Genomic DNA, 23,903 nt, shown 5'->3' with positions numbered 1-23,903 from the left:
ATTTCATTTTTATTAATTCAGCTAATCTTAATTTCTTAATTAAGATTAGATAAACTTATAGTTAATTTTTGTTAAGTCATCAATTTATTTATCAATCGTAATTAAACAGATACAGAATCTACTTTCAGTGGAAGTCTAACTACAAAACTTGTTCCTTTCCCTAGCGTACTATCTAGGTGTATTGTACCTTTGTGCAGATCCACACATCGCTTAACAATTGCTAGCCCTAATCCTGAACCTGGAATTGTGGCAACATTGCTAGCACGTTGAAAAGGTTCAAATAGTTTAGCTTGAGATTCTGCTGGAATCCCTATTCCTTGGTCTGTTACTTGAAAACAAACACTATTCTCTTCGCAAGTTAGCGATAACGAGACTGTACTACCTTTTGAAGAGTACTTCACTGCGTTGGAAAGTAAGTTATTTAGTAAATGCCATAGTAGCTGTTCATCTAAACAGGCAATACAACTTTCGGCATCTGCTAAAAAGCTAACTTCACACTGATCTTTAAGTGTAAACCGCAAAGATTCAGCTATTTCTGCACAGAAATTTACCACATCTATTGGTATGGGGTTAAATACAAAACTGTTAGATTCGGATCTGCCTAGCGTGAGTATATTCTCTAAAAGATTTGTCAAGCTATGCGTAGCAGAATCAATGCCATTGATATGATTTTGTTTTCTTTGCTCTGACATCCGATCGCCATAGGCTTTCAACATTTCAGTACTAAGCTGAATTGTGGTCAACCGATTACGAAATTCATGTGCTGCCATGTAAAATTGCTGAGATTTTATCTGGTTTTGGGACTCAGCAATTTGCTGATTAGTTTTGGCAGCAACCAGCGCTTTCTTAACTCCAATTTCTGCTTGGTGTCGGGAAAGAGCAATTTCAATTGTGGTAGCGAGTATTCTTTCATCAAATGGTTTTAAAATATAACCAAAAGGTTGGGAAATCTTAGCTCGCTCTAGTGTCGCTCGATCGGCATTAGCAGTTAGGTAAACTACAGGTAAATTAAAGCGAGACTGGATTTCCAAAGAGGCTTCTATTCCATCCATTTCGCCCTCTAGTCTGATGTCCATTAGCACTAAGTCAGGCTGCAAAGTTTCTGCGATGAAAATAGCCTCTTCTCCTGATGCAACTAAGGCAGAAATATTATACCCCAAGTGTTCTAGAGTTTCTCTCAGGTCATCAGCAACTAACTGCTCATCTTCAACTATTAAAATTTGGATAGGATTCATAATTTATTTGGGTTTATTTCCTGTAATCTTTCGCTTAAACTATAAATTTCTTTGAGATTTTTTAATATTTCATCTTTATCCATTAATTCATAGTTATCTATCAGTTTCTTGGAAATAGACATAATTTCTTGAAGAGGATGACACAACTCATTGCTAGTTGATTGAGTAATATAGTTGTAATATTTGTTTATTTTTCTTTGAGTTTGTCTATTAATTATTTTTTGCTTTTCAAATCTCGCTGTTATTGCACCCAGTAAATCTGCTCTTGTAAACGGCTTAATCAGATAATCATCTGCACCTAATTCTATGCCTTGACGGATATCACTCTGAGAAGCTTTAGCTGTAAGAAATATGAAAGGAATTGCTTCAGTCTCTGGATTTTCACGAGACCAGCTAACAACTTCATATCCATCTAACTTAGGCATTGTAATGTCGCAGATAATCAAATCTGGAATTTCTGCTTCTAGTAATTTAATGCCGACTTGTCCGTTCTCTGCATCCATAACAGAAAAATTTTCGGCAATCAGCATTTCCACGATAACGCGACGGATATCTTCTTGGTCTTCAATTACTAAGATTTTTGTCATTACTTGAGATGTATTAGCTGTTCTAGTATTTTGACTTGGGAAAAAAATAGTTGTTTGCAAATAATATGACTTTGTTAGGGAATTACTGAAACTCTGATTATTTACTAGGTTGTGTAGAACGAAGTTAAATCCAAACCCAACATTTTTCAAAGAAACGGTTTTTTATTGGCAGTCCAATTGTTAAATTATATTTTGCCAACTTTTGCCAACAAAGTCATAGTATTCACGAACACAAATGATTAATCTTGTTTATATTTTTCACCCTCTTATATTAAATACCCTGCTCCTTGTAGTAAAGTATCTACAGATTGTTACAGTCCTTGAATCTTGTCTCTCGTAGCTACTTGCTCAACTGCCATGAGGTAAGCTTTACTAGTAGCTTTTCCAAGATGCTTGCATTTAGTATACTTCCCTTTTGTTTGGGTGGGGAAAATCGCTTGAAATATTTGTAGTTTATAGTATTAGTAAGCGTTTATTTTTCCTTTAGAGAAATAGCGCACTATCCAAAAAGCAGGTGCAGCAAGCAAACCAGTTGCTTGAAGAACTTTAATTTTTCTTTCCAAACATTCTGAGGATTTGTCAAAAAACGTACATATCCTCCACTATACTGAAAACTTGAGATACAACTTTTTTATAGAGATTTGTGTCAGTATTAATACTTGAGGAATTTTATTGACTCTGTTTTTAATACCCTATTCAGGGTTGACTCGATATCAGAAAACTTTTGAATTTGGCAAATAGAGAATTTCAATTTTTTGATGAAATACGATCGCTCGCGTTTATATGTGTGATTTATGAGTCATCGTTCCTACCTAACCATTCTAGTGATTGATGATTGTGCCGAAGATCGGGAGATATATCATCAGTATTTACAACAAGATACATTGTATAAACATAATATTTTAGAATTTCAGACAGCAAAACAGGCGATCGCATGGTGTCAGCAACAGATACCAGATGTGATTTTGCTGGATTATTTATTGCCCGATGACGATGGATTAGGGTTTCTACAAAAACTGAGGGAAAATCTGAATAATAGCCAATCTGCCGTCATCATGCTCACAGGACAAGGAGATGAAACGATCGCTGTCCGTGCCATGAAAAATGGCGCTCAGGATTATTTGGTGAAAAATTATCTCACACCGGAAATCTTGCAAAGTGCAATTCATCATGCCGTGGAACTGAAATTGCTAACCCAGCAGTTAGAACAAAGTCGGCAACAACAACAGATGATGGCGGCGATCGCTTTACGGATTCGTCAGTCTCTCAATCTAGAAGAAATTTTGACTGTTACAGCCGCAGAAGTGCGCCAGTTTCTTCAGACAGACAGGGTGGTGATTTATCAATTTCAGCCTGATATGAGCGGAACTGTGGTGGCGGAGTCTATACTTCCCGGTTGGACAGTGGCGATGGGAGCGGGAATTCAAGATGATTGCTTTAAAGATGGTGCTGGAGCCGATTATCACCAAGGAAAAAAACGGGCAATTGACGATATCAATCAGGCAGGCTTAACGCCTTGTCATTTGCAGCTACTAGAGCAATTTGAAGTCAAAGCTTGTCTGATAGTACCTATTCTGGTGACAAATAAATTATGGGGATTATTAATTGTCCACCAATGTACTGCACCCCGTCATTGGGAGTTATTTGAACTTGACTTGTTGGATCAGCTGGGCGTGCAAATAGCGATCGCCATTCAGCAAGCAAGTGCCTATCAGCAAGCACAGGCAGAACTACAAGAACGAAAACGGGTAGAAGCAGCCCTCCGAGAGAGTGAACAACGCTTTCGCCAGATGGCTGATACTGCTCCAGTGCTGATTTGGATGGCTGGATTGGATAAAGCTTGTTACTACTTCAATAAAAGGTGGTTGGAATTTACTGGTAAAACCTTAGAAGCAGAGGTAGGCGATGGCTGGGCACAAGGAGTACATCCCGATGAATTGCAAGATTGTTTAGATACTTATGTTAACGCCTTTGATGCGCGCCAACATTTTCAAATGGAATATCGCCTCAAACGCTTTGATGGAGAATATCGTTGGATTTTGGATACAGGCACTCCTCGTTTCACTAGTGAAGGAGAGTTTCTTGGCTATATCAGCTCGTGTGTAGATATTAGCGATCGCAAGCAAGTAGAGCAAGCCCTACGGAAAAACGAGGAGCGGTTGACTATGGCTCTAGAAGCTGCGCGTATGGGTAACTGGGACTGGAATATTACCACAGGAGAAGTTCACTGGTCGGCGAACTTGGAAAAACTTTTTGGTATGGTTCCCGGAACCTTCGATGGTCAGTATGAAACAGTTATGACGATGATCCACCCAGACGATCGCGAGTCAGTTTTACTAGCAATTAATCGTGCTGTGTATGAGCGAGAAGATTATAACCTCGAATTTCGATTTATCAAATTAGATGGCACTCTCCGTTGGGCACTAAGTAAAGGTCGTGTCTTTTATGACCAAAAGGGCCATCCTGTGCGGATGAGTGGTGTAGATAAAGACATCACGGAACGCAAACAGGCAGAAGTCGCCCTTAAAGAAAGTGAGGCACGCTTTCAGGCGTTCATGAATAATAGTCCCGCAGCTTCTTGGATTACCGATGCCAATGGTCGGATGCTCTATCTGAGCCAGACTTACCTCCGTACCTTTCAACTGCCAAGTGAAAAGCTAGAGGATGTGATTGGCAAGACAGTTTTTGAGGTGTATCCGACAGAAATAGCCCAGCAGTTTTTGGATAATATTCGCCAGGTTGCAGAGACTCAGCAAATCCTGGAAACCATTGAATTGGCTCCCAAACCAGATGGTACAGTAGGCGATTTTTTAGTCTATAAATTCCCTTTACCAGGAACGACCAAGCCATTAATGATTGGTGGCATTGCAGTTGATATTAGCGATAAAATTTGTGCCGAACAGGCATTGCAACAACTCAATCTAGAACTCGAAGCCAGAGTTGAAGAACGCACGGCGGCTTTACGGGAAAGTGAAGAACGTTGGCATTTGGCACTACGAGGTAGCAATGATGGTATCTGGGACTGGAATATCAAAACTAGTGAAGTTTTCTTCTCGGCTCGTTGGGAAGAAATGCTGGGCTTTGCTGAGAATGAACTTATCCACAATTTTGAAGCATGGTCAAACCGAATTCATCTCGACGATCGCGATCGCATTATGAAGGTGCTGGCTGACCATTTAGCCCATAAAACACCCTTTTTCCAAGAAGAATACCAGATAAAATGCAAAGATAGCTCTTATATATGGATATTAGACCGGGGTCAGGCATTGTGGGATGAATTCGGCAATGCCATTCGTATGAGTGGCTCGGCAACGGATATTAGCAAACGTAAGCAGACGGAAGCAGCATTATTAGCCGTTACCAGATTGAAACAGGCTATTCTAGCTAGCATCGATTATGCCATTATTTCTACCAATTCCGAGGGAATAATTCAAACTTTTAACCTGGCTGCTCAGAAGATGCTGGGTTATACAGCCGATGAGGTTATTGGTAAGTTAACAATAAACAGGTTTTATGATCCAGAGGAACTCAAGCAATTTCCCGATGCACTCTCGCGGGAGATGGGTAAGGAAATTTACTTTGAAGATTTATCTATGCTGAAAACCCAGCAAGATAGTTGCGAGGTGGAATGGACTTTCATTCGTAAAGACGGTTCGCGCTTTCCTGTTGCTCTATCGGTTAAACCCCTGTGTAATCTAGAAGGACAAATTATTGGCGGTGTGGGGATTGCCAAAGATATCACCCAGCAAAAACAAATTGAAGCTCAACTCCGCAAAAATGCGGCTAACCTCGAATCTGCACAACGGATTGCGAATCTGGGTAGTTGGGAACTGGATTTACAAACGCAACAATTAATCTGGTCAGAAGAGGTATTTCGCATATTTGGCCGTAATCCTGAGTCTGGTACACCAAGCTACAACGAAATGCTCCATTATATTCATCCAGACGATCGCGATCGCCGTGATTTTGTTTTGCTACAAGCAATGGAACAGAGACAGCCTTATGAAATAGAGTATCGTTTTTATCGAGCAGATGGAAGCTTGGGTTATTTACTATCACGAGGCGAATTCATCTTAGATATTAACGATCAACCATGTCAATTAATTGGCACTATCCTTGACATTACCAAACGTAAGCAAACTGAAGAACAACTACGCAACCTTTCAGATCGATTGACCTTGGCGCTCAAGTCAGCCAATATTGGGATCTGGGACTGGGATATGATCCAGGATGCGGAATGGGATGACCGAATGTATGAACTGTATGATTTACAACGCTCTGATGGGGTTGCAGTGTATCAAGACTGGGTAAATAGGCTTCATCCAGATGACCTAGTTCTAGCAGAAACTTCTTTTCAAGATGCTGTACTGGGAATAAAAGAATTTGATACAGAGTTTCGGATTATTCTTAGCGATGGCAGTATTCGCTTTATCAAAGCCTCTGCTCTAGTTCAACGCAATGAGCAAGGTGAACCACAGCGCATGGTTGGCATTAACTATGATATTACCGATCGCAAACAAGCAGAGGTAGCTCTGCGGGAGAGCGAACACCGTTATGCTACCTTGACAGAAGCTGCCCCAGTTGCTATTTTCCGCCTTGATGCTGCTAGTAATTGTATCTACGTGAATGAGCGCTGGGGGTTGATGACGGGTAAACCAACAGCAGCAGCGTTAGGGAAAGGATGGTTAGAAAATATACATTTAGAAGACTGCGATCGCCTGTTGATAGACTGGTCTGACCCCTGTGAACAAAGATGTCGGCTACATGAAACCTGTCGGCAAGAGGTCAGATATTTGCGTCCAGATGGTTGCATCACCTGGTTCTATATGCAGATAGTACCCGAAACTAACCCCAGTGGTACGCTTATCGGCTATATAGGAACTCTAACAGATATCACCATTCGCAAAGAAATTGAGTCAGAAGTTAATCACCATCGTGATTTGCGAGAAGCAATCTTTAACGAATCAGCCGATGCTCTTTTTTTAGTAGACAGCGATACCCAATTGATTTTTGATTGCAATCACCGTGCAGTTGAGTTGTTTGAGGTTTCAGAAAAGGAAGAATTAATGAATATTCAGGGGAATACACTACAACGTTACGAATTTACTCCTCAAGAATTGGATGAGATTGTACAGGAAGTGAATCACAAATCTTGGTGGAGTAGGGAAATCGAATATGCTACCCGCAAAGGTAATTTCTTTTGGGGAAATTTAGCAGCTCAACAAATTAACGTAGCAGGGAAGGTTATTAATTTGGTGCGATTGTCTGATATTAGCGAGCGCAAAAAAGCAGTAGAACAAATTCAGCGATCGCTAGAAGAAAAAGAAACATTACTTAAAGAAATTCACCATCGGGTAAAAAACAACCTGCAAATTATCTCCAGTTTGCTCAGGATGCAATCTAGACGCTCTGGTGATGAAACAACTTTGTTGATGTTTAAAGAATCTCAAGATCGTGTACAATCAATGGCTTTGATTCACGAGCAACTGTATCAGTCAGCAGATATTTGTGAAATCAACTTTGATAACTACATCAAAAGTCTGATAGATAGCTTATTTCGTTCCTATGGAGTCAGTCAAAAAAATATTGTTCTCAATATAGAAACCAATGGCATCAAATTACCACTTGATACAGCTATTCCCTGCGGATTGATAATTAACGAATTGGTTTCTAATTGTCTAAAATATGCATTTCCCGAAAAAAAGGAAGGAAATATTACAATTTCTCTGCAACAATCCCCAGAAAATCAATTAGTTTTAGTAGTTCAAGATACTGGTATTGGCATTCCCGAAACATTAGATTGGGAAAATAGCAACTCTTTAGGCTTAAGAATTGTGAAAAACCTAGTTAGACAGCTAAAAGGCAATATTCTTTTAGAAGGTGTAGGCGTAGACCGCATTTCTCTACAAGACGCTCTTGCTAGCTTGCTTCCACAAAGTAGTACGACAAAGCTCAGTTACCACCCCAGACATTGCGGTACTACCTTCTACATTAACTTCCCTCAATGATAAGCAATCTGTAGCAATACTTCTTGTATACATACTTAAAACCTATTTTTGGGTCTGGTAAAACCCACATTCCGCACCCGGAACTGTCACAAAAGAAATAGCAAAGAATTGTGGGGTTAGTTTTTGATTTAAAACCAAAATTGGAGAGATGGAAATTTAAAAATCAAACCAGAGTTTGCGAAAATAAAGAATCGGTATAAAAAATGCTGCACTAAAACGTAGAGTTACTAAACATAGAGTGAGTAACTCTTGCAAAAATTAGTAAAAGTAAAGCTTAATTAAAATAATAATCAAACTAATAAATAGTAGCGACGACAAGTACTAGGAAAAAATTGTAATATCCATAATCTTTCATCAGAGAGGTTTGATATTTGTGAAACACTATTAACAATTAATAAATGAATACCTTGGAAACATTGAAATATCCACCTGAGAGTGGGGCGGTCTGTTGGTTTACCTAATTGATTTTTTATTTCCTGGTTTTGAGCTAATAAAATTCCACGTAACTGTCGTTGTCCTAAAGTATAAACCAACAAACATAACCCCATAATCATTGATAAAGCTTCAATGCGCTCCGGTGACTTAATAAATATGCTATCTGTTAAGAATAAAGGGTCTTTTAAGAAAGCAAAGCCTCTTTCACATGATTGTTGAGCTTTATATTCCTTAATCATGTCAGTGTGGCTTAATTGGGATTCATCAATAATATTAGTTGCTAAAATAAATTTTCCCGAAGCGCGATTTTCAAGTTCAATTGCTGCTTTATCTTGCTCTAATTGCGCGGATATCTGATAGTAATATTTCCAGTCATTCTGATTGTTGTTTTTGTTTTTACCTTGAGGTTTTAACTGTTTCTTAGATATTTTAATTTCAGCCAAACAATGATATTTTAATTGCTCTGATAGATGTAATGCAGCTTTCTTGGCATCTCGATGACAAGCAAATTCTTCATTACATAATTTTGTGAGCTTTTGATGAGCATTTATTTGGGCTTGCTGAACACGGCGCATCAGCTGTTTAGAATCTGCTTTTTTCCGTTCTTGGCTTTCAACTATCAGCCATCTTTGCTCGATCCCGGCATAGTTACTAGACTTGACTATATATGAATAACCTGTTATTTCACTTTGGATTAAATCTTTGGAGTCTATTCCTAATAGTATTTGCTTGGCTAACCCCACTGTCAATGGAACTCTGCATAACCATTTGAGGCTTTTCATCAAATTCAGGTTTTCGGCACTATATAATGCGCTGTCTGCTACCATTAACGCATCTATATCAATATTTTCTCGAAAATTCACGAGAGTTTTCGCAAAGGTTTTCGTATCTGATTGATTTCCTGACGCTGCTTTTAAAAAGATGGGAATATCCCCATCACTGCTACAAATTAACTCTAGAATAAATTGTTTTAAGTCTGGTCTATGATCTCTTGAATAACCATAAGTTATATTTATTGGTTGTGGTGCTAACTCTAGGAGCTTATCTTCATTTTCTGTGGGAGCATTTCTTTCAAAGGCTACTTCGGGTAAACCAGTTTTATATTCTCCGTGCAGATGCAATGAAGAAGAATCTAAGTGTAGCGATGATAAATCTACTCCATATTTTTTTACTGCTGCTAACGCTATTAAAGTGAAGATTCCACTTAATCCTTTTAAATATAATTGGTCTAATACTCTTCCTAGTCTGTCGTCATTTAAATGTTCTGGTAATACTCCTTCTCCTATCAAGTGTTCACAGGCATAGCTATCCATATATTTAGGAAACATATATAATGTTCCAGATACAAACCCTAACCCGTTTAGTATCATTGCTTTGACCGCCTGACCCGCACTCACTTTAGACTGCGGGTGCTGTCCAAGTATTTTATTTATTTGGTCTACCAACCCTATTTCATCAATAATTCCTGCTACTATCCCCAGGTGATTTAAATTTTTTACTTCAATGCTCAAAGGCGAATTCATTTTCACACTATATCCCATCAACTATTTTTAGCTTTTCATGATGGAAGCTTATAGAGTGCTAATTTTATTTATTTTTTGACTTTTACCCTGATTCTGGCTATTAACTTTACTTCTGGGTTTTTCTTGTCTCAATTTCTACCAGTAGTTTTAATTTACTTACTGCTTTCTCTGTGTGCCAGTTTTAGGTGCGGAATGTGGGGTAAAAAGTTAAAGGGTAAAAAGCCAGGGATATGAGTTAGGCGATCGCCGATTGAATGAGCGTGCGATGTCGATAGGCTATGCTCTAAATCTTGGATAAGGCATTGCATTGTCAGAAATCTTCAGTAGTGGAAGAGTACCTATATTTGTCCTACGAAAAGATAATCGATTATTACAAACTTCGTTTTCAAATTGAGTTTAACTTTCGTGATGCCAAGCAGTTTTGGGGATTAGAAGATTTCATGAACTTAAGTCAAACTGCTGTAACTCATGCTGCTAATCTAGTATTCTTTATGGTCAACTTGTCCCATCTTCAACTTTTAGATTTTCGTCAACACAATCCCGACTCCAGCATTATTGATCTTAAGGCTTACTACCGTGGTTTTCGATATGTTCGTGAAATGTTAAAAATGCTTCCCGAAATCCCTGAGCCTATTTTATTAACCCAGATTTTTGCCAAGCTTACTGCTTTAGGACGTATTCATCCCGTTTCCACCGGCGTTGAACCCTCGTAAATTGGCAGAGGTATTGGGGAAATTGAACGCTTGTGTTATCAACGTCTCCCAATCCCCCGCTTAGCTACCTTACCTCGAAAGAGTCCCCTAGCTGCCACTGCTTCACTAAAAAAACGAACGCAGATACAGCAACAAATTGAGTTCTCCCGTGTCACTGTATTCTCAACTTGAGAGTCCTGAAAGTTTTCTGCACCACTAAGCGTATTGCCTTATCAATGAGGTGGTGTAGAGGGCATTTTATTACTGGTAAGTGCTTTACAAGCGTGCCTTTGACTTAGTACTTATTGTGCATAGCTTAGAGCCTTACAAGCGTGCCATTCGACTCAACCCTCTTGAACTCGGTGTTCAAACTCCTCACGGGTTCCTTCAACTATAACCAGAGAAGATGCATAGATATCTTCATGTTCCTGTTTCAACCAGTTTAAAAGACGAGCCATCTGAGCATTTCTTAAATCTAGGTCTGTCTGAAAAATAATTGAAGTTGCCATTACTTGAGCATATTGAAGTGGATGACCTTGATTTACTAAACTAGCAGTTAACCCTGCTAATGCTTCCTGCCGTATTGGATCATAAGTAGCTTCTATAGACATGATTTTTGTTCCAAGATAATTGTTGAAAATATCCTATATTATTTACCCAAGGTTTTAGTAACTGTAATCTCACGTAATTTGAAAAAGATGGATAAAAATAGCGGTACATTTACTTAAAATAGGATTTAAAAGTATAGCCATACATCAAAAAAATATATTTTTTAAACATTTTTAACTCTGACAAAAATCAGAAAAGTATACATTAAATATTACAAAACAAACAGAGCTTAATATTAAAGCTTACATTCTACTTTTAGTCCTATATAAAAGCAACATAAATTCAACAGAAAAGCTCTCATTTTTTATTTGCCAGTTGTTTTTTATGCATTTTTTATACAGGTAAACTCTTTACATTCATGAAAACGTATGTTTAATTTGATTCAGTAGAGAGCAAAGGCAAATGCCTACGCTAATACTAAAAATCAACAATGAGTTAAGGTCTAAAATCATGGCAGTCGAAAAAACTAATTCTTCTTCAAGCTTGGCAGAAGTTATTGACCGTATCTTGGATAAAGGTATCGTTGTAGATGCTTGGGTACGTGTTTCCCTAGTTGGTATTGAATTACTTGCAATCGAAGCTCGGATCGTTATTGCATCTGTTGAAACCTATTTGAAATATGCAGAAGCTGTAGGCTTAACACAGTCTGCTGCTGTACCTGCTTAATTATTAAGTAGATGCAATCAAATTAGAATTACAACCTAATACCATTTTTTTCGTGAAGTCAGTTGCGCCAAGATATTTCTCTCCTTGTGTCGTTCTTTGCGCTCTTTGCAGTTCGTTTTTAGGGAATTGCACATCAGCATATCTTCATAGAGACTTGGTAGAAGTAATTCTGATTGGTATTCTGTTTTTCGTCTATTATCTTGATACTTCTCAATCAAGATTTATCAAAGGATAAAATGCCAAGAGCAGATATTGTTTGAGCTACATTATCTGGATATTAATTGTCCAGTTAATGTAGTTTACTCACGATTTTCATAATATTGCGGAGAATCTCATGACGGCTTTAATGGAAAAAATCCGGCAAGAGCATAAGTCGATAGCTGAGGAAGTATCTCAACTATTTAGAGAGACTCATGAATTCTTGTCTGCTACAACAGCAAACAGAGAAGAGTTTGCCAAAAAGCAAGCCCAATATCTGCGTCAGTTCCACCAAAACCTGGAACAAACAACCCACGAGTTTCTCACCGAAACGAAGAAAGAAAGGTTTGCTCAAGCTCAAGCTCAAGCAAAGTTTTTGCACGAGTTCTACCAAGAACTTGAGCAAACAACCCACGAGTTTCTAGCAGAAACAGCAAAGAATAGAACTGAGCAAGCCAAAGCACAAAGGCTATATCTGCATCAATTTCGTCAGGATTTGTTTGCAAGCATATTTGGCACGCATATTTAGTCGTTAGTCAACGCTCTAATCGAGGGAGTTAATACCCTTTCTCTAAATTACATTCATTCTCCTTTCCTCCTTACTGTAGATTTGTAGATTTATTTTAGAGAATTGGTAATCTGTTGGCGAAGTAGATTAAATAGTAAAACCCCCTAATCTTGCAGTTACATAACTGTTCAGAAAAGGGGGCAAATTCAACAATGAGTTTTAGTGTAAAAGTTTAGATATTCTATTCTATTAATTTAGTGTTACTGAGTTATCAAGCCTTAAAGTTTTTCTTGAGCTTAATTTTTAGAATTAACAAGCGTTAACTTTTGGCTTGCCAATCTATGTAACTAGAATAGCATATCAAGTTACAAATTGCAACATTCTGAGTTTTTTGTCTCGAAAAGCTATTTTTCATTATTGTAATCTATGACGATCGCTACAAATAACAGCAAACAAGCTATTTCTTGTTTAATTGCGAATAACTAATGAATTCTAGCCAAACCTCGTAGCTCTCTGTTTTTGTTGTGAATCTCATTCGTTAGCTCAAAGGTTGTCCATTTACTGAAAATTTAGTTACAAGTCAAAATGAAAAGTCAAATGTGCTGGCATTTGCCACATCCATTTAACCAGAAAATTCTTCACTTGCGTTTGTCTCCTCAAGACCCTTGGCAACCATATACAAGTTTTCCCCAATATTGCTTACCAGATTATGAAATTAAAGGTGGCTCAAAGGGGTATCACACGATGCAAGTCCTTTTAGCTCAAGGTTGGGAGTTAGTGCCATCAAACTTTGCTACTTCCTTGTCTGATTACTGGCCGCTTGAAGCCTAGCAATTAAAAGCAAGGCATGAAAGATTTTTAAATTTTTTCAGGTTTTAACATTACTCAATAATTGCATTCTTACACCAATGTTTTGTCTTTGAGGTACTAAAAATGTTTAACAAACAATCTGAAAACTTGTTTTTATCTTCATATTTAAAGCAAGATACACCAGTTCATAATTATTCAGTTACTATCGTTATTCCATGTCTTAATGAAGAAGGTAATCTGGAACGGCTTCTGCTTAATATAGAAGAAACATTTGAGAAGATTGGTTTTAGTTTACCAGTTTTAGTAGTTGATGATGGCAGCACAGATAATAGTTATAAAATCCTCAATCAAATGAGTGAAAAATACGATTATTTGAGTATAATTCGTCATCCCGAAAGGCGTGGTGTAACTGAAGTATGGAAGACAGCATTAGATAATGTTCAAACTGATTGGATATTTTGGGGACAAGCCGACTTAGAGTCAGATCCCCGAACTGACTTACCATTGCTGTTAGAAGCTTGTGTCCCAGGGGTAGATGCAGTAGCTGGTTGGCGGCAGAAACGGGGTGATGGTAAGCTTCTTGCTTCTAAATTAGCCAATACTACTTGTCATTTACTCTTTGGTTTAAAAATCCACGATATGAACTGGATTAAACTAGTCCGTCGTGATTTATTATTGACTTTGCCAGTAGAAACAATTACCCATCGCTACTTATTGGCGGTATTAGCAGCACAGGGATATAACGTTACAGAAGTTCCCACACCTTGGCATCCTCGATACTCTGGAACAACCAAGTTTGGCAAAAAGCGTCTTCTGACTTCAGCTATTGATTTTGTCAAGTTATGGTGGTGGTTTCAAACCGAAGGTAGTCAAGTTAATCGAGGTCAAAAGAAAAGAATTGATTCAATGATAAATTATGCTGCTGTTGTTCAACAGGAAATATTCTAGTCAATTCAAGTAGTCATAAATAAACCCAGAGATAGAGAATTAATCATATTTTCCTGGGTTTAATTCTTACCCAACAATTAGTAAGCTTTGCACATCTATGAGTATTGAAGGTAAACACATTCTTGTTGTCACTTCCGTATATCCTATGACTCCTGACGACAATCATGGTACTTTTATACGTGAGGCAATTTTACACTTGCAAGCAACAGGGGCTAAGTTTACGGTATTCGCTCCTGCCTACGAAGGTTCTAAAAGCGATGTATTAGATGGAGTAAAAATATATCGCTTTCGTTACTGCCCAAAACGTTATGAAAATTTGGCACGGGATGGCGCTCCTACTAAGTTACAGAGACAACCTCTCTATTTTTTAGCAGCTGTTTTATATATCTTGTTAGGTACACTACAATTGTTTTCGGTATGCTGCAAGGAAAAGCCAAATTTACTCCAGATTCATTGGCCTTTTCCTCATGGATTGATTGCTTTACCTGCTAGTCTCTTATTGGGTATTCCGATGGTGTTTAGTTTCCACGGAGCCGAACTGATGTTAGCAAATAAGTTCGGTTTTGTGACACATATTCTCCGTTGGTTATTGCCTATAACTAAAGGTGTGACAGCCAATTCTTCTTTTACTAGTGGGTTGATTCGTAAAATTTATGATGGGCCTGTTACCATTATTCCTTACGGTATGACTCTAAAGCCAAAGCCACCTAAAAAACGTTTACTAGGGGAAGTGCCTAAGCTTTTGTTTGTTGGTAGGTTAGATGAACGTAAAGGTTTGCGATATTTATTGGCAGCTTTACCTTTAGTCTTAGCTAAATCTCCTGTACGTTTACGCATTGTAGGCAAAGGAATTCTCGAAGATGAGATTAAAATGCAGTGTCATACAATGGGTGTAAATGACGTAGTAGATTTCCTTGGCTTTGTCAGTAAAGAAGAATTAGCTGATGAATATGCAGGATGTGACATATTTGTATTACCAGCGATTGTAGATAGCAAGGGTGATACTGAAGGCTTAGGAATTGTGATTATAGAAGCTTTAGCTCACCAAAAACCTGTAATTGCCAGTGCTGTAGGGGGAATTTTCGATATAATTCATTCTGGAATTACTGGATTATTAGTACCAGAAAAAGATCCAGAAGCTTTAGCACAAGCAATCTTGACTTTATTATCTAATCCCCTCAAAACCGAAAAAATGGGTCAAGAAGGTTTAGCAGATATACAAGTTCGCTTTCACTGGTGTCATATAACACCTAAATGGCAGCAAGTATTTGCACACGCTTTGGATAGTGCTGTAACTGGAAAAAGTGTTGAAACTCTTGTCTAGTAAAATTTTCCGCTTAATTGTGATTGTGATTAAGATTGTTAGTTTGTTCAGTATCCACATAAATATTTATTCAATTTATATGAAAGATACATAAATACATCCATCTCTGAATGAAATTATTGAATTACTTCTAAATATTTAGTATATTATGATACAGATTCGTCCAATTTTAACTCGCGGGATTCTGACTACTTGCGTAGTAGCCCCTTTAGGTCTAATGGGGATTTTAAGCTTTACTGTACTTCTCCCTGCTCTCAAAGACCCAGGATCAAGATTTTACTCTTCAGGGTTTGGTTATCCATCTTTACAACGTATGGCTGGCAAACCTATTCAAGTAGAAACTGCGTTAGTAGCGTCAAAAACTTTAGAGGATAATCTAGCTGCTCCTGGTGAATCTGTTGGTATGCAGGAGGTGGGTGTTCGTTCTTTGGTATCGGGGACTGTAGAAAAACTTTTCGTTGAGGAAGGGCAAAGGGTGCGCCGAGGGCAACCTCTGCTCCAGTTACAAAAGGCTCCCTTTGAAAATGAAGTGAGTACGGCTCGGAATAACCTTGCTATTGCGGAAAAGAACCTTGAAACTGTGCAAAACTCGGTATCGGAAAGGTTATTAGACTTGAAAGGGGATGTGAGGTCTGCTCAAGATAGGTTTTATGCAGCTAAAACTAGAATGAGAACAATTGACAAACTCGCAGATCAAGAATTAAACAACAATGTCCAGACTGCTCAGGTAAGGGTAGAAACTGCTGAAGAGAAACTGAGACAAATTAAAGTCTTAGCAGAGCAGGGAGCAATTTCCAAGTTTCAACTCTATGATATGCAAGATACCTATGCAACTCGCAAAAAAGAACTAATAGCTGCTCAACAAGGGATTATTACTACCCAAAGTCAGCAATTTAGCAACCAAGACTTTTATATTGCTCGCCAAAACGATTTGATTTCTTCTCAGCAAGCTTTGTCATTAGCTCAGCAGACACTAGATAAAGATGTAAAAAATGCTCGCTTCACCGTTGATAATAGGAGAATAGAACTACAAGATGCTCTGAGAAATTTAAGTAGAACAGTTCTATATGCCAGCACTGATGGTTTAGTGAGTTCGGTAAATATCAATGCTGGTGAAATAGCTGATGCACGAGGCCGTGACTCGTTAGTAACTTTAACTCAGAATGTTGTATTTAAGGCTTATATCGATCAAGCTAGGCTTAATGCAGTCAAAGTCGGTAATGAAGCTATAGTGCGGTTGGTAGCATATCCTGGACGTACTTTTGAAGGACGGGTGATCCAGCTTAATCCAACCGTGGAAACTAATACCACTAAGCCCAGTAAAGTGGGTATCGACCGACAATTTACCTATTCTGTTTGGGTTGCTGTTGATAATTTGCAAATGCCTCCAGGTTTACAGGGTTATGTTCAGTTCACCGATCAAAGTAGAACGGCTTTAGCGATTCCAGAAAGTTCTGTAACTCATTTGTCTGCTGGTGAAGGTATGGTGATGGTTGCGGAAGCTGGTAAAGCTGTGGTGAAAAAAGTCAAGCTAGGAAGAACATTTGATAACCAGCGTGAAGTGCTGGCAGGCTTAAAGACAGGAGAAGAAGTAGTATTATCTCCCAGAGCTTTAAATCCAGGCGATCGCCTGGAAGCTAAGTCTGCACTAATGCCAATGGCTCAGAGAAATTAATAAATGAATCAAAGTTATCAGATGAATAGATTTATTACTTTTCTGAATTGGTTTAATCGAGAAAAGATTACACTTTTGATTGGCTCTATATGTTTATTATTCGGAGCCATCTTTCCTTGGTATCGCTTACCTCAAGAAACTCTAGAAGCATTCGGTACAAATTTATTTTGGGCAAATGCTGTCAGAGTACCATTTGCTTTGTGTGCGATCGCTGGTTTTAGTTACACTTTTGTATTTCATATTAGACAAGCTCCACGCTTAGTTTTTTGGGGTGCATTAATCCCAATATTACTTTTTCCCTATTTCATTACAACTTGGTCGCCTGCTGTGTCTTTTATTGCAACAGAATACTATAATCGGGGAGAAGAAGTATCTTCTCACGTAGATAAAAGTTTCTCAGAAGTTCAGGCACAATGGAAACAAAATATAGTTTTAGATAATCCAGATATTCCTGCTTCTACTTTTGGTTTAAAAATTGAAGATAGCCGATTTTTTCAATTACCGTCATGGGATAAAGTTATCCTTGAAGGATTTGGCTATAATAATAGTTTTTTTGCTTTTATTGGTAAGGGTTGGAGCTTCAGCTTAATTGGAGTGCTGATTTGCCTAATGGCTCTTTATCTAGCATTAGAACAACAGGGACTCAATCTTCTGATGAAAGACATGAAAATATTAGTACCTGTAAACATATTATTATTTTCTGTTATTTTTTGCTCTCACATTTATTTTAATATTGTTAATTATCAATTAAATGTGCAGTTTGCGAAAGGTGAATATTCTCAAGTAGTAAATACTAGCCACGCTTTAATAAGATTGTATCCACCTTTCCAGGGAGATGAAGAATTTTTAGAGCGTCTAGCAAAAGCAGAGTTATATACAGATACAGGCGAGCCAGGATTGCTTAATTTCATCCAGGGTCTAGAAAATTATCAAGATAGTAATTTTCTAGAAGCAGAGAAATATTTTCAACAATCTTTAGATAGTCAGCCCAAACGTTTTTTAGTTAGAGGGTATCTGGTGACAGCAATTCTAAATCAAGGCGTTAATTATTTCAATGAGCCTAATACTAAAAATGCTGGAACAGCCGCAGATATTTTTGAAAAAGCATTCAGCATATTTCCGGGTCATGTTGAGGCTTTATATGACTTGATGTTAGCCAGAGTTGTTAACGGGGAATTTCAAAAATCGGCTGAAGTTGCTAAACAAATTATAGATGGACAAAAGTACTTTCAAGAACCAGGAATTGGTTTACTGGGTCAAGCCTATGTTCATTTAACTTGGGATGAATATAACAAGGGCGACATTAATAAAACCTGGGAAAGATATCGTCAATCAGTTGACACAACTGCTTGGAATAAATCAGAAGTAAAGGAAAAATAATGGAACGGTCACAGCGTTGGTTGCCATTAGGCTTGATATTGGCTTTAGGATTATTATTAGGAAGTTTAATGTTTTCTATTTGGGAGAAAATACCTACTTCTGTAGAGCGCGTAAATTGGTCACAACAAGCCCACTGGATTGCCCCTCAAACACCTACTTACCGTTTCTATACACGCAATACCTTTAATTTATCTGATAATGCCACAGCAGCCTGGCTACGGATAAGTGCTGATAATGACTTTACCTTATATGTCAATGGAAGAGAGATAGCAAAAGAAAACAATGTTACAAATAGTTCTCGTGGTCTAGGTGCAGGTCTGAGACTACCTCTTCAAGATATTAATGATAGTAATCGCTATGATGCTAAAACATCAGCCAATTATTTACTAGCTAGTTCCAATGACTGGAAATTAACAGCTTATGTAGACCTAACTCGTCATTTGCAGCCTGGTAAAAATGTTATTGCACTAGAAATACAAAAAGGAAAAACTAATCCCCGCGTAGTTGTTGAGGGGGCTGTTTATCTTACAGATGATGCTACACCGATTAGTTTGTCAACAGGAGAAACTACTTGGCGGGTTTCAAATCTGTCAGAAACTCGTCAATCTCTGCAATGGTTTGATCGAGATTTCTCAGATGAAAATTGGTTAGAAGCTAAGGTACTGGGTTCAGTTAGAGAAACTACTTATAGCCGCTTAAGCAAAAATTTGTTTGACCGTCGTCTACAGGGAAATTGGATTACAGGAAATCAAAGTTCTCAAGGACAAGTATGGCTTAGAGGTAGTTGGCAAATACCAACAAATCGGATTTTGCGTACCTACATTCGATTTGCTGGTCAAGGTACATATTCTTTATTACTCAATGGCAATTTTATTAATAGTTACAGAGCTGATAATGGTAAACAGTTACATCTTTTAGAAATTACAAAGTTTATCCAACCTGGGAATAATATATTAGCTGTAAGCTTAACTAGCCCAATAAATACATTATTAACAAGTGTTAAATCTATTAAATCAAATAGTATTCTTAACTTTTTTTTAGATGGATGGGCAGAAACAGTAACAGGTGAAATTATTGGAGAAATTGCTACTGATAATGCTTGGACAGCATTAAATCAACCCGTATCTGGATGGACAAAAGGTGTTGGTAATGAGAAATCTGTAAGTCTTTTAGGTTTACCTAAACCGGAAGATTTTCAGCGTAATTTTGAAGGTAATGCCTATTTGCTCAATTACCCTAATTACTTATGGTGTCAGAGCCTTTGGTTAATAGGTGGAGTTGTTTTGGCGATAATTTATGCTTCACTTTTAGGTTTCTGGCTGGGATATGGAAATCGTTGGTGGGAAAACTTTACTGCGGGATCTGCAATACTTTCACCAAGTATTTTATTTTTAGCTGCTATTGGTTTACTCAAACATCGCTTTGCAGAAGCAGAAGTTGGATTACTATTCGCACAACCGCAAAGCAACTATGTAATATTGTTTGGGTTTACAGCCATAATTGCATTGACGTTAGTTTATACTCGTGTCAACAGAAATATTAATAAATTACCCCTTTCTTTTATTTGGTTCTCATTGGGTTTAGTAGCCTGTGTTAGTTGCAGCTTGGCATCAGGTGGAAATGTCTTTTCTGTCTTTATTTTAGCGCTTGTAGCAGCGATTATTGCCTATATTTTTGTTTGGATGCAGAAACAGGAACAATCAACAATCCTAATATTGCAAGATAAATTTAATCTTATACAGCAGAGATGGCCTATTTGGGGGGAGTGGATATTTCTTATCCTCATTGTTAGTGTAGGATTTGGGCTAAGGGTTTATAACCTTGATTTTATTGACTTAGATTCCGATGAAAATACTTCTTTAGACGCTAGTAGAGGTATTCTTCGTACAGGCGCACCCATAGCAACTTCTGGTATTTGGTATACTCGCAGTCCTTTCTATCACTACCTACTAGCTTTTTGGTTACGAGTAGTAGGAGATTCTATAGTTAATGCTCGCCTGCTATCTGTAATTTGGGGTACAGCAACCTTAGTTTTAGTCTACATTGTGGCTCGTAAAGTCACTGGTAAAGTTTGGATTGCTTTGTTAGTAGCATTAGTTTTGGCTGTAGAACCTTGTGAACTTTGGTATTCTCGCTTTATTCGTTGTTATCAAATTCTCCAATTTTTCACTATTTTTAGCTTCTGGTCATTTCTAAAAGGTTTTATTGAAAAATCAGGGCGACATTATCAATATCTCTTTTTTGTTTCTTTAACTTTGAGTTTGCTGACTCAAGAGATTAATTTAACAGTTATACCAGTATTTTTTATCGGTTTTATCTACTTCTATCGCCCCTTCAGTCTACGCAACGACTGGCAAATTTTTGTATGTAGCTTAATGACTTCAGTTATTTTTATTTATAATTTGGCTATTGCTGCTATACGAAATATAACTCCTCTAGCTGCATTATCCAATGCAACAGCTTCTTACCTGCGACTTCATTTTGCTGATGTTACAGATTTGTTTGCTATGTTATTGATTGGGCCTGATAGAACACATACAGTTTTGAGCTTTTTCTTCTTACTTGGTTTTATTTATTTTTTAAAGATTAGAGATCAAAAAGTAATCTTTTTGTTTAGTGCTATATTTATTAATTTAGTGCTAATTACTGTATTGACGTATAATCTTGCAGAACGTTACGTATATAGCCTTTACCCATTAATAATTTTACTTTCTATTTATAGTGCTATTTGTCTAATCGAGGCTTTAATTAAAGGAGTAGGTTTATTAGTGTATAGTTTGCCTCATTTAAAATCATTTGCTTTGTTTGGTATTGTGATACTAATTGTATTCAATATCCAACCAATGAGAGTTTTAGCTACTTATGATGAATCTTTAACTAGACGAAACAATGAACTACTAACTTATGTAAGAACTCATAGAGAAGCAAAAGATATTGTTATTTCACCTATGTCCTCTTTTGCATCCATTAGCTTAGTAAAATTAGATTATTATTTATTCAGCTTTAAAGATAATGAGAATTTCGATACCGTATATTGGCATGATGGAAAATTAATTGACCGTTGGGCTGGTGGAGTTATTCTTAATAGTGTAGACCAGTTAAACCATATTCTAGAAAAGTCAGAACGAGTATGGATTAATATAGATGATGTTAGAAATAATAGGGTAACTCCTGAGTTACGTGACTATATTAAAAAATTGGGTAAACCTGTTTTCGAGACTTTTGGAACTCGTTTAAGACTCTGGCAGCCAGAGGATGGATTACCAAACCGTATACCTAATAAAGGCAAAGATTTAGGAGCTTACTAACATTCGTAGAGATGAGGAAGTTATAGTGAAAATCAAACCAGTAGTGATTTTTAAGAGTGTTATTAGTATAGTAATTATAATTATAATCTTTACTCATATAGATATTGCTCAAGCTTGGAAACAGTTTCAGACTTTATCCTTACCATTTGTTGCCTTTGCTCTAATTTATTATACAGGCTGTCAATGGTTGAGTTGCTGGCGTTGGCTAGTTGTACTCCGTTCCACTGGATATTCAGTATCGATGATTAGTCTACTCAGTAGTTATTTTGCTGGGATGTTTCTCAATATATTTCTTCCTGGTTCTTTTGGTGGAGATGTATATCGTGTTTACCGGGTGACAAAAGAAACGAAAGATTCTGAAGCAGCACTTGTATCTGTATTTCTGGAAAGATTTACAGGGTTGTTTGCTTTATCTGCTTTAGCTATATTAGGCTTACCTCCTGCCGTGAGAGTAGTTGGGCGTTGGGATATTATTCTACTATTTTTTAGTTGTGTTATTGCTTTAGTTGGTGGAGTAATTTTAATTGTTAGTCCTCAATTGTTAAAAATAGCAGAACCTTGGTTAAAAAAACTACATTTGCAAAATTTAGCAGTACGCTTTGCTAAAATCCAAATGCTTTTAAGGCAATTTGCTCAACATCGTCAAGCTTTAGGTTTGTCGATTTTTCTTTCTTTTATATTAATGCTTGCTATAGTCTATTACCACTATCTTATAGCTCAAGAACTGAAAATTCCTATCTCTTATCTGGAGCTTTTAGTTTTTATTCCAATCATAGCGGTAATTAGCTTAATTCCTATATCTCTAGGAGGTCTTGGTGTCAAAGAAGGGTTATGGATTTACTTGTTCAATCGAATAGGTCTAACTGGAGAGCAAGCTCTTTTGTTATCTGTCACTATGACAATGCTAGGTTGGTTATTGGCATTACCAGGAGGAATAATCCTGCTTTTAGATTCTGCTGGATTTCAGCAAATTAGTCAAGCGGATAAGCCGTAAAATCCTACTCGTTCAAAATTCATTACAAACTAAGTAGGTAGGCACAAATAAACCTAACTATCTAACGAAAACTAAAAGCGATGAAAACCTTGCGATTGCTTCACTCCAATTCGTTACATTCGCAATGACATAGTTAGAAATTTTCTCACCCACTTACTTACATTTCATGAGAGGTATTTATGAATCGCTCTATTTTTCTGAAGATATATCCATACATTCTCAAAAAACGCTCTTTCTTCTTTAAACTAGGTACTCCCTATCTTTATATACGCTCACTCTGGTATGCTGGCGACAAAGTTTTCTGTCCTTGCTGTGAAAGAAAGTTCCAGAAATTTCTACCTTTTGGCGCTCAGAAGCGACCTAGTGCTATATGCCCTAGATGTTTATCTTTAGAAAGGCATCGTTTATTGTGGCTTTATCTTAAGAACAAAACAAATTTGCTTTCACAAAAGCTAAATTTACTTCATGTTGCACCAGAATATCTTCTCAAAAAATCTATATCTAGTCTGCCTAATATTAGTTATCTCAGTGCCGATTTACAACCAAATGAAGCAATGGTGCAAATGGATATTACAGATATTCAATATCCAGATAATGTCTTTGATGTAATTTTGTGTAACCATGTTCTAGAACACATTCCTAACGATTGGCAAGCTATGTCCGAATTATGCAGAGTATTAAAACCTGGTGGCTGGGCAATTTTACATGTCCCGCTTGATCCTAAGCTCGAGAAGACGCTAGAGGGGAAAAGTGATTTATCACCTGAAGATAGAGAAAGGCTATTTGGTCATCACGATCATGTGAGAATGTATGGTCGCGACTATAAAGAGAAGCTTGAAAAAGCTGGATTTACAGTAAAAGTTGATAGCTATGGACAAGAATTGGGAATTGATAATATTCAAAAATTCGGCTTCATACCAGATGAAGATATCTATTATTGTACTAAGCTATAATTACTCGCTTTGTCTTTAATTCATCTAGCTAAACAGAAACATCTTAGTAA

Annotated in this window: 16 protein-coding genes and 1 pseudogene; 12 read left to right on the top strand and 5 right to left on the bottom strand. The window is 37.4% G+C overall.

The window, feature by feature from the left end:
* Positions 1-101 precede the first annotated feature (101 nt).
* Positions 102-1,235 (bottom strand): ATP-binding protein, encoded by a 1,134-nt coding sequence (locus FD723_RS27815; RefSeq protein ID WP_179068247.1) that lies wholly within the window; start codon positions 1,233-1,235, stop codon positions 102-104.
* Positions 1,232-1,882 (bottom strand): PleD family two-component system response regulator, encoded by a 651-nt coding sequence (locus FD723_RS27810; protein WP_256874949.1) that lies wholly within the window; start codon positions 1,880-1,882, stop codon positions 1,232-1,234. Before FD723_RS27810 ends, FD723_RS27815 begins: the two co-directional genes overlap by 4 nt.
* Before the next feature lie 734 nt (positions 1,883-2,616).
* Between FD723_RS27810 and FD723_RS27805 the strand changes: the two genes are divergently transcribed.
* Positions 2,617-7,830: a PAS domain S-box protein gene (locus tag FD723_RS27805; protein ID WP_179068246.1), complete on the top strand. Its 5,214-nt coding sequence runs from the start codon at positions 2,617-2,619 to the stop codon at positions 7,828-7,830.
* A 290-nt stretch (positions 7,831-8,120) separates the two neighbouring features.
* Here FD723_RS27805 and FD723_RS27800 read toward each other — a convergent pair whose 3' ends face one another.
* Entirely contained in the window at positions 8,121-9,788 is a 1,668-nt protein-coding gene (locus FD723_RS27800) for an IS1634 family transposase (protein ID WP_179063859.1), read from the bottom strand.
* Positions 9,789-9,940: 152 nt separating this feature from the next.
* On the bottom strand, positions 9,941-10,096 hold the full coding sequence (locus FD723_RS27795) for a hypothetical protein (RefSeq protein ID WP_179068245.1): 156 nt from the start codon (positions 10,094-10,096) through the stop codon (positions 9,941-9,943).
* A 30-nt stretch (positions 10,097-10,126) separates the two neighbouring features.
* Between FD723_RS27795 and FD723_RS27790 the strand changes: the two are divergent.
* Positions 10,127-10,501: pseudogene (locus tag FD723_RS27790) on the top strand (IS4 family transposase); the annotation flags it as partial.
* 323 nt (positions 10,502-10,824) lie between these two features.
* On the opposite strand, the gene FD723_RS27785 reads toward FD723_RS27790, so the two are convergent.
* Positions 10,825-11,091 (bottom strand): hypothetical protein, encoded by a 267-nt coding sequence (locus tag FD723_RS27785; RefSeq protein ID WP_179068244.1) that lies wholly within the window; start codon positions 11,089-11,091, stop codon positions 10,825-10,827.
* Between the two features lie 448 nt (positions 11,092-11,539).
* On the opposite strand from FD723_RS27785, the gene gvpA reads away from it, so the two are divergent.
* From gvpA to FD723_RS27735, 10 genes are all read left to right on the top strand, one after another.
* Positions 11,540-11,755 (top strand): gas vesicle structural protein GvpA, encoded by a 216-nt coding sequence (gvpA, locus tag FD723_RS27780; RefSeq protein ID WP_045871251.1) that lies wholly within the window; start codon positions 11,540-11,542, stop codon positions 11,753-11,755.
* 334 nt (positions 11,756-12,089) lie between these two features.
* Positions 12,090-12,482: a gas vesicle protein GvpC gene (gene gvpC, locus FD723_RS27775; RefSeq protein ID WP_179068243.1), complete on the top strand. Its 393-nt coding sequence runs from the start codon at positions 12,090-12,092 to the stop codon at positions 12,480-12,482.
* Positions 12,483-13,046: 564 nt separating this feature from the next.
* Entirely contained in the window at positions 13,047-13,292 is a 246-nt protein-coding gene (locus FD723_RS27770; RefSeq protein ID WP_179068242.1) for a hypothetical protein, read from the top strand.
* 102 nt (positions 13,293-13,394) lie between these two features.
* Positions 13,395-14,219, top strand: coding sequence for a glycosyltransferase family 2 protein (locus FD723_RS27765; RefSeq protein ID WP_179068241.1), 825 nt, complete (start codon positions 13,395-13,397; stop codon positions 14,217-14,219).
* A gap of 97 nt (positions 14,220-14,316) precedes the next feature.
* A complete protein-coding gene (locus FD723_RS27760) occupies positions 14,317-15,543 on the top strand; it encodes a glycosyltransferase family 4 protein (protein ID WP_179068240.1) in 1,227 nt (408 codons plus the stop codon).
* Between the two features lie 148 nt (positions 15,544-15,691).
* Positions 15,692-17,218 carry an efflux RND transporter periplasmic adaptor subunit gene (locus FD723_RS27755; protein WP_256874948.1) on the top strand — a complete coding sequence of 509 codons (1,527 nt, stop codon included), beginning with the start codon at positions 15,692-15,694 and terminating at the stop codon, positions 17,216-17,218.
* A 3-nt stretch (positions 17,219-17,221) separates the two neighbouring features.
* Positions 17,222-18,598 carry a lipopolysaccharide assembly protein LapB gene (locus FD723_RS27750; protein ID WP_256874947.1) on the top strand — a complete coding sequence of 459 codons (1,377 nt, stop codon included), beginning with the start codon at positions 17,222-17,224 and terminating at the stop codon, positions 18,596-18,598.
* Between the two features lie 38 nt (positions 18,599-18,636).
* A complete protein-coding gene (locus tag FD723_RS27745) occupies positions 18,637-21,906 on the top strand; it encodes a glycosyltransferase family 39 protein (protein WP_256874946.1) in 3,270 nt (1,089 codons plus the stop codon).
* Positions 21,907-21,931: 25 nt separating this feature from the next.
* Entirely contained in the window at positions 21,932-22,900 is a 969-nt protein-coding gene (locus tag FD723_RS27740; RefSeq protein ID WP_179068238.1) for a lysylphosphatidylglycerol synthase transmembrane domain-containing protein, read from the top strand.
* A gap of 179 nt (positions 22,901-23,079) precedes the next feature.
* The gene (locus FD723_RS27735; RefSeq protein ID WP_179068237.1) at positions 23,080-23,853 is read left to right on the top strand and encodes a class I SAM-dependent methyltransferase; all 774 of its coding nucleotides are present in this window, start codon (positions 23,080-23,082) and stop codon (positions 23,851-23,853) included.
* Positions 23,854-23,903 lie beyond the last annotated feature (50 nt).

The sequence above is a fragment of the Nostoc sp. C052 genome, assembly GCF_013393905.1.
Classification (GTDB): domain Bacteria; phylum Cyanobacteriota; class Cyanobacteriia; order Cyanobacteriales; family Nostocaceae; genus Nostoc.
Note: the sequence above shows the minus strand (reverse complement) of the source record. Positions and strands in the feature narration are given on the sequence as shown.

What these genes read in the sequence shown, in the direction of transcription:
- FD723_RS27770 (WP_179068242.1), top strand. Translation starts at nt 13,047, where the DNA reads ATGAAAAGTCAAATGTGCTGGCATTTGCCACATCCATTTAACCAGAAA.
- FD723_RS27805 (WP_179068246.1), top strand. Translation starts at nt 2,617, where the DNA reads ATGAGTCATCGTTCCTACCTAACCATTCTAGTGATTGATGATTGTGCC.
- FD723_RS27735 (WP_179068237.1), top strand. Translation starts at nt 23,080, where the DNA reads ATGAATCGCTCTATTTTTCTGAAGATATATCCATACATTCTCAAAAAA.
- FD723_RS27795 (WP_179068245.1), bottom strand. Translation starts at nt 10,096, where the DNA reads ATGCAATGCCTTATCCAAGATTTAGAGCATAGCCTATCGACATCGCAC.
- FD723_RS27815 (WP_179068247.1), bottom strand. Translation starts at nt 1,235, where the DNA reads ATGAATCCTATCCAAATTTTAATAGTTGAAGATGAGCAGTTAGTTGCT.
- FD723_RS27800 (WP_179063859.1), bottom strand. Translation starts at nt 9,788, where the DNA reads ATGAATTCGCCTTTGAGCATTGAAGTAAAAAATTTAAATCACCTGGGG.
- FD723_RS27755 (WP_256874948.1), top strand. Translation starts at nt 15,692, where the DNA reads ATGATACAGATTCGTCCAATTTTAACTCGCGGGATTCTGACTACTTGC.
- gvpA (WP_045871251.1), top strand. Translation starts at nt 11,540, where the DNA reads ATGGCAGTCGAAAAAACTAATTCTTCTTCAAGCTTGGCAGAAGTTATT.
- FD723_RS27765 (WP_179068241.1), top strand. Translation starts at nt 13,395, where the DNA reads ATGTTTAACAAACAATCTGAAAACTTGTTTTTATCTTCATATTTAAAG.
- FD723_RS27785 (WP_179068244.1), bottom strand. Translation starts at nt 11,091, where the DNA reads ATGTCTATAGAAGCTACTTATGATCCAATACGGCAGGAAGCATTAGCA.
- FD723_RS27760 (WP_179068240.1), top strand. Translation starts at nt 14,317, where the DNA reads ATGAGTATTGAAGGTAAACACATTCTTGTTGTCACTTCCGTATATCCT.
- gvpC (WP_179068243.1), top strand. Translation starts at nt 12,090, where the DNA reads ATGACGGCTTTAATGGAAAAAATCCGGCAAGAGCATAAGTCGATAGCT.
- FD723_RS27750 (WP_256874947.1), top strand. Translation starts at nt 17,222, where the DNA reads ATGAATCAAAGTTATCAGATGAATAGATTTATTACTTTTCTGAATTGG.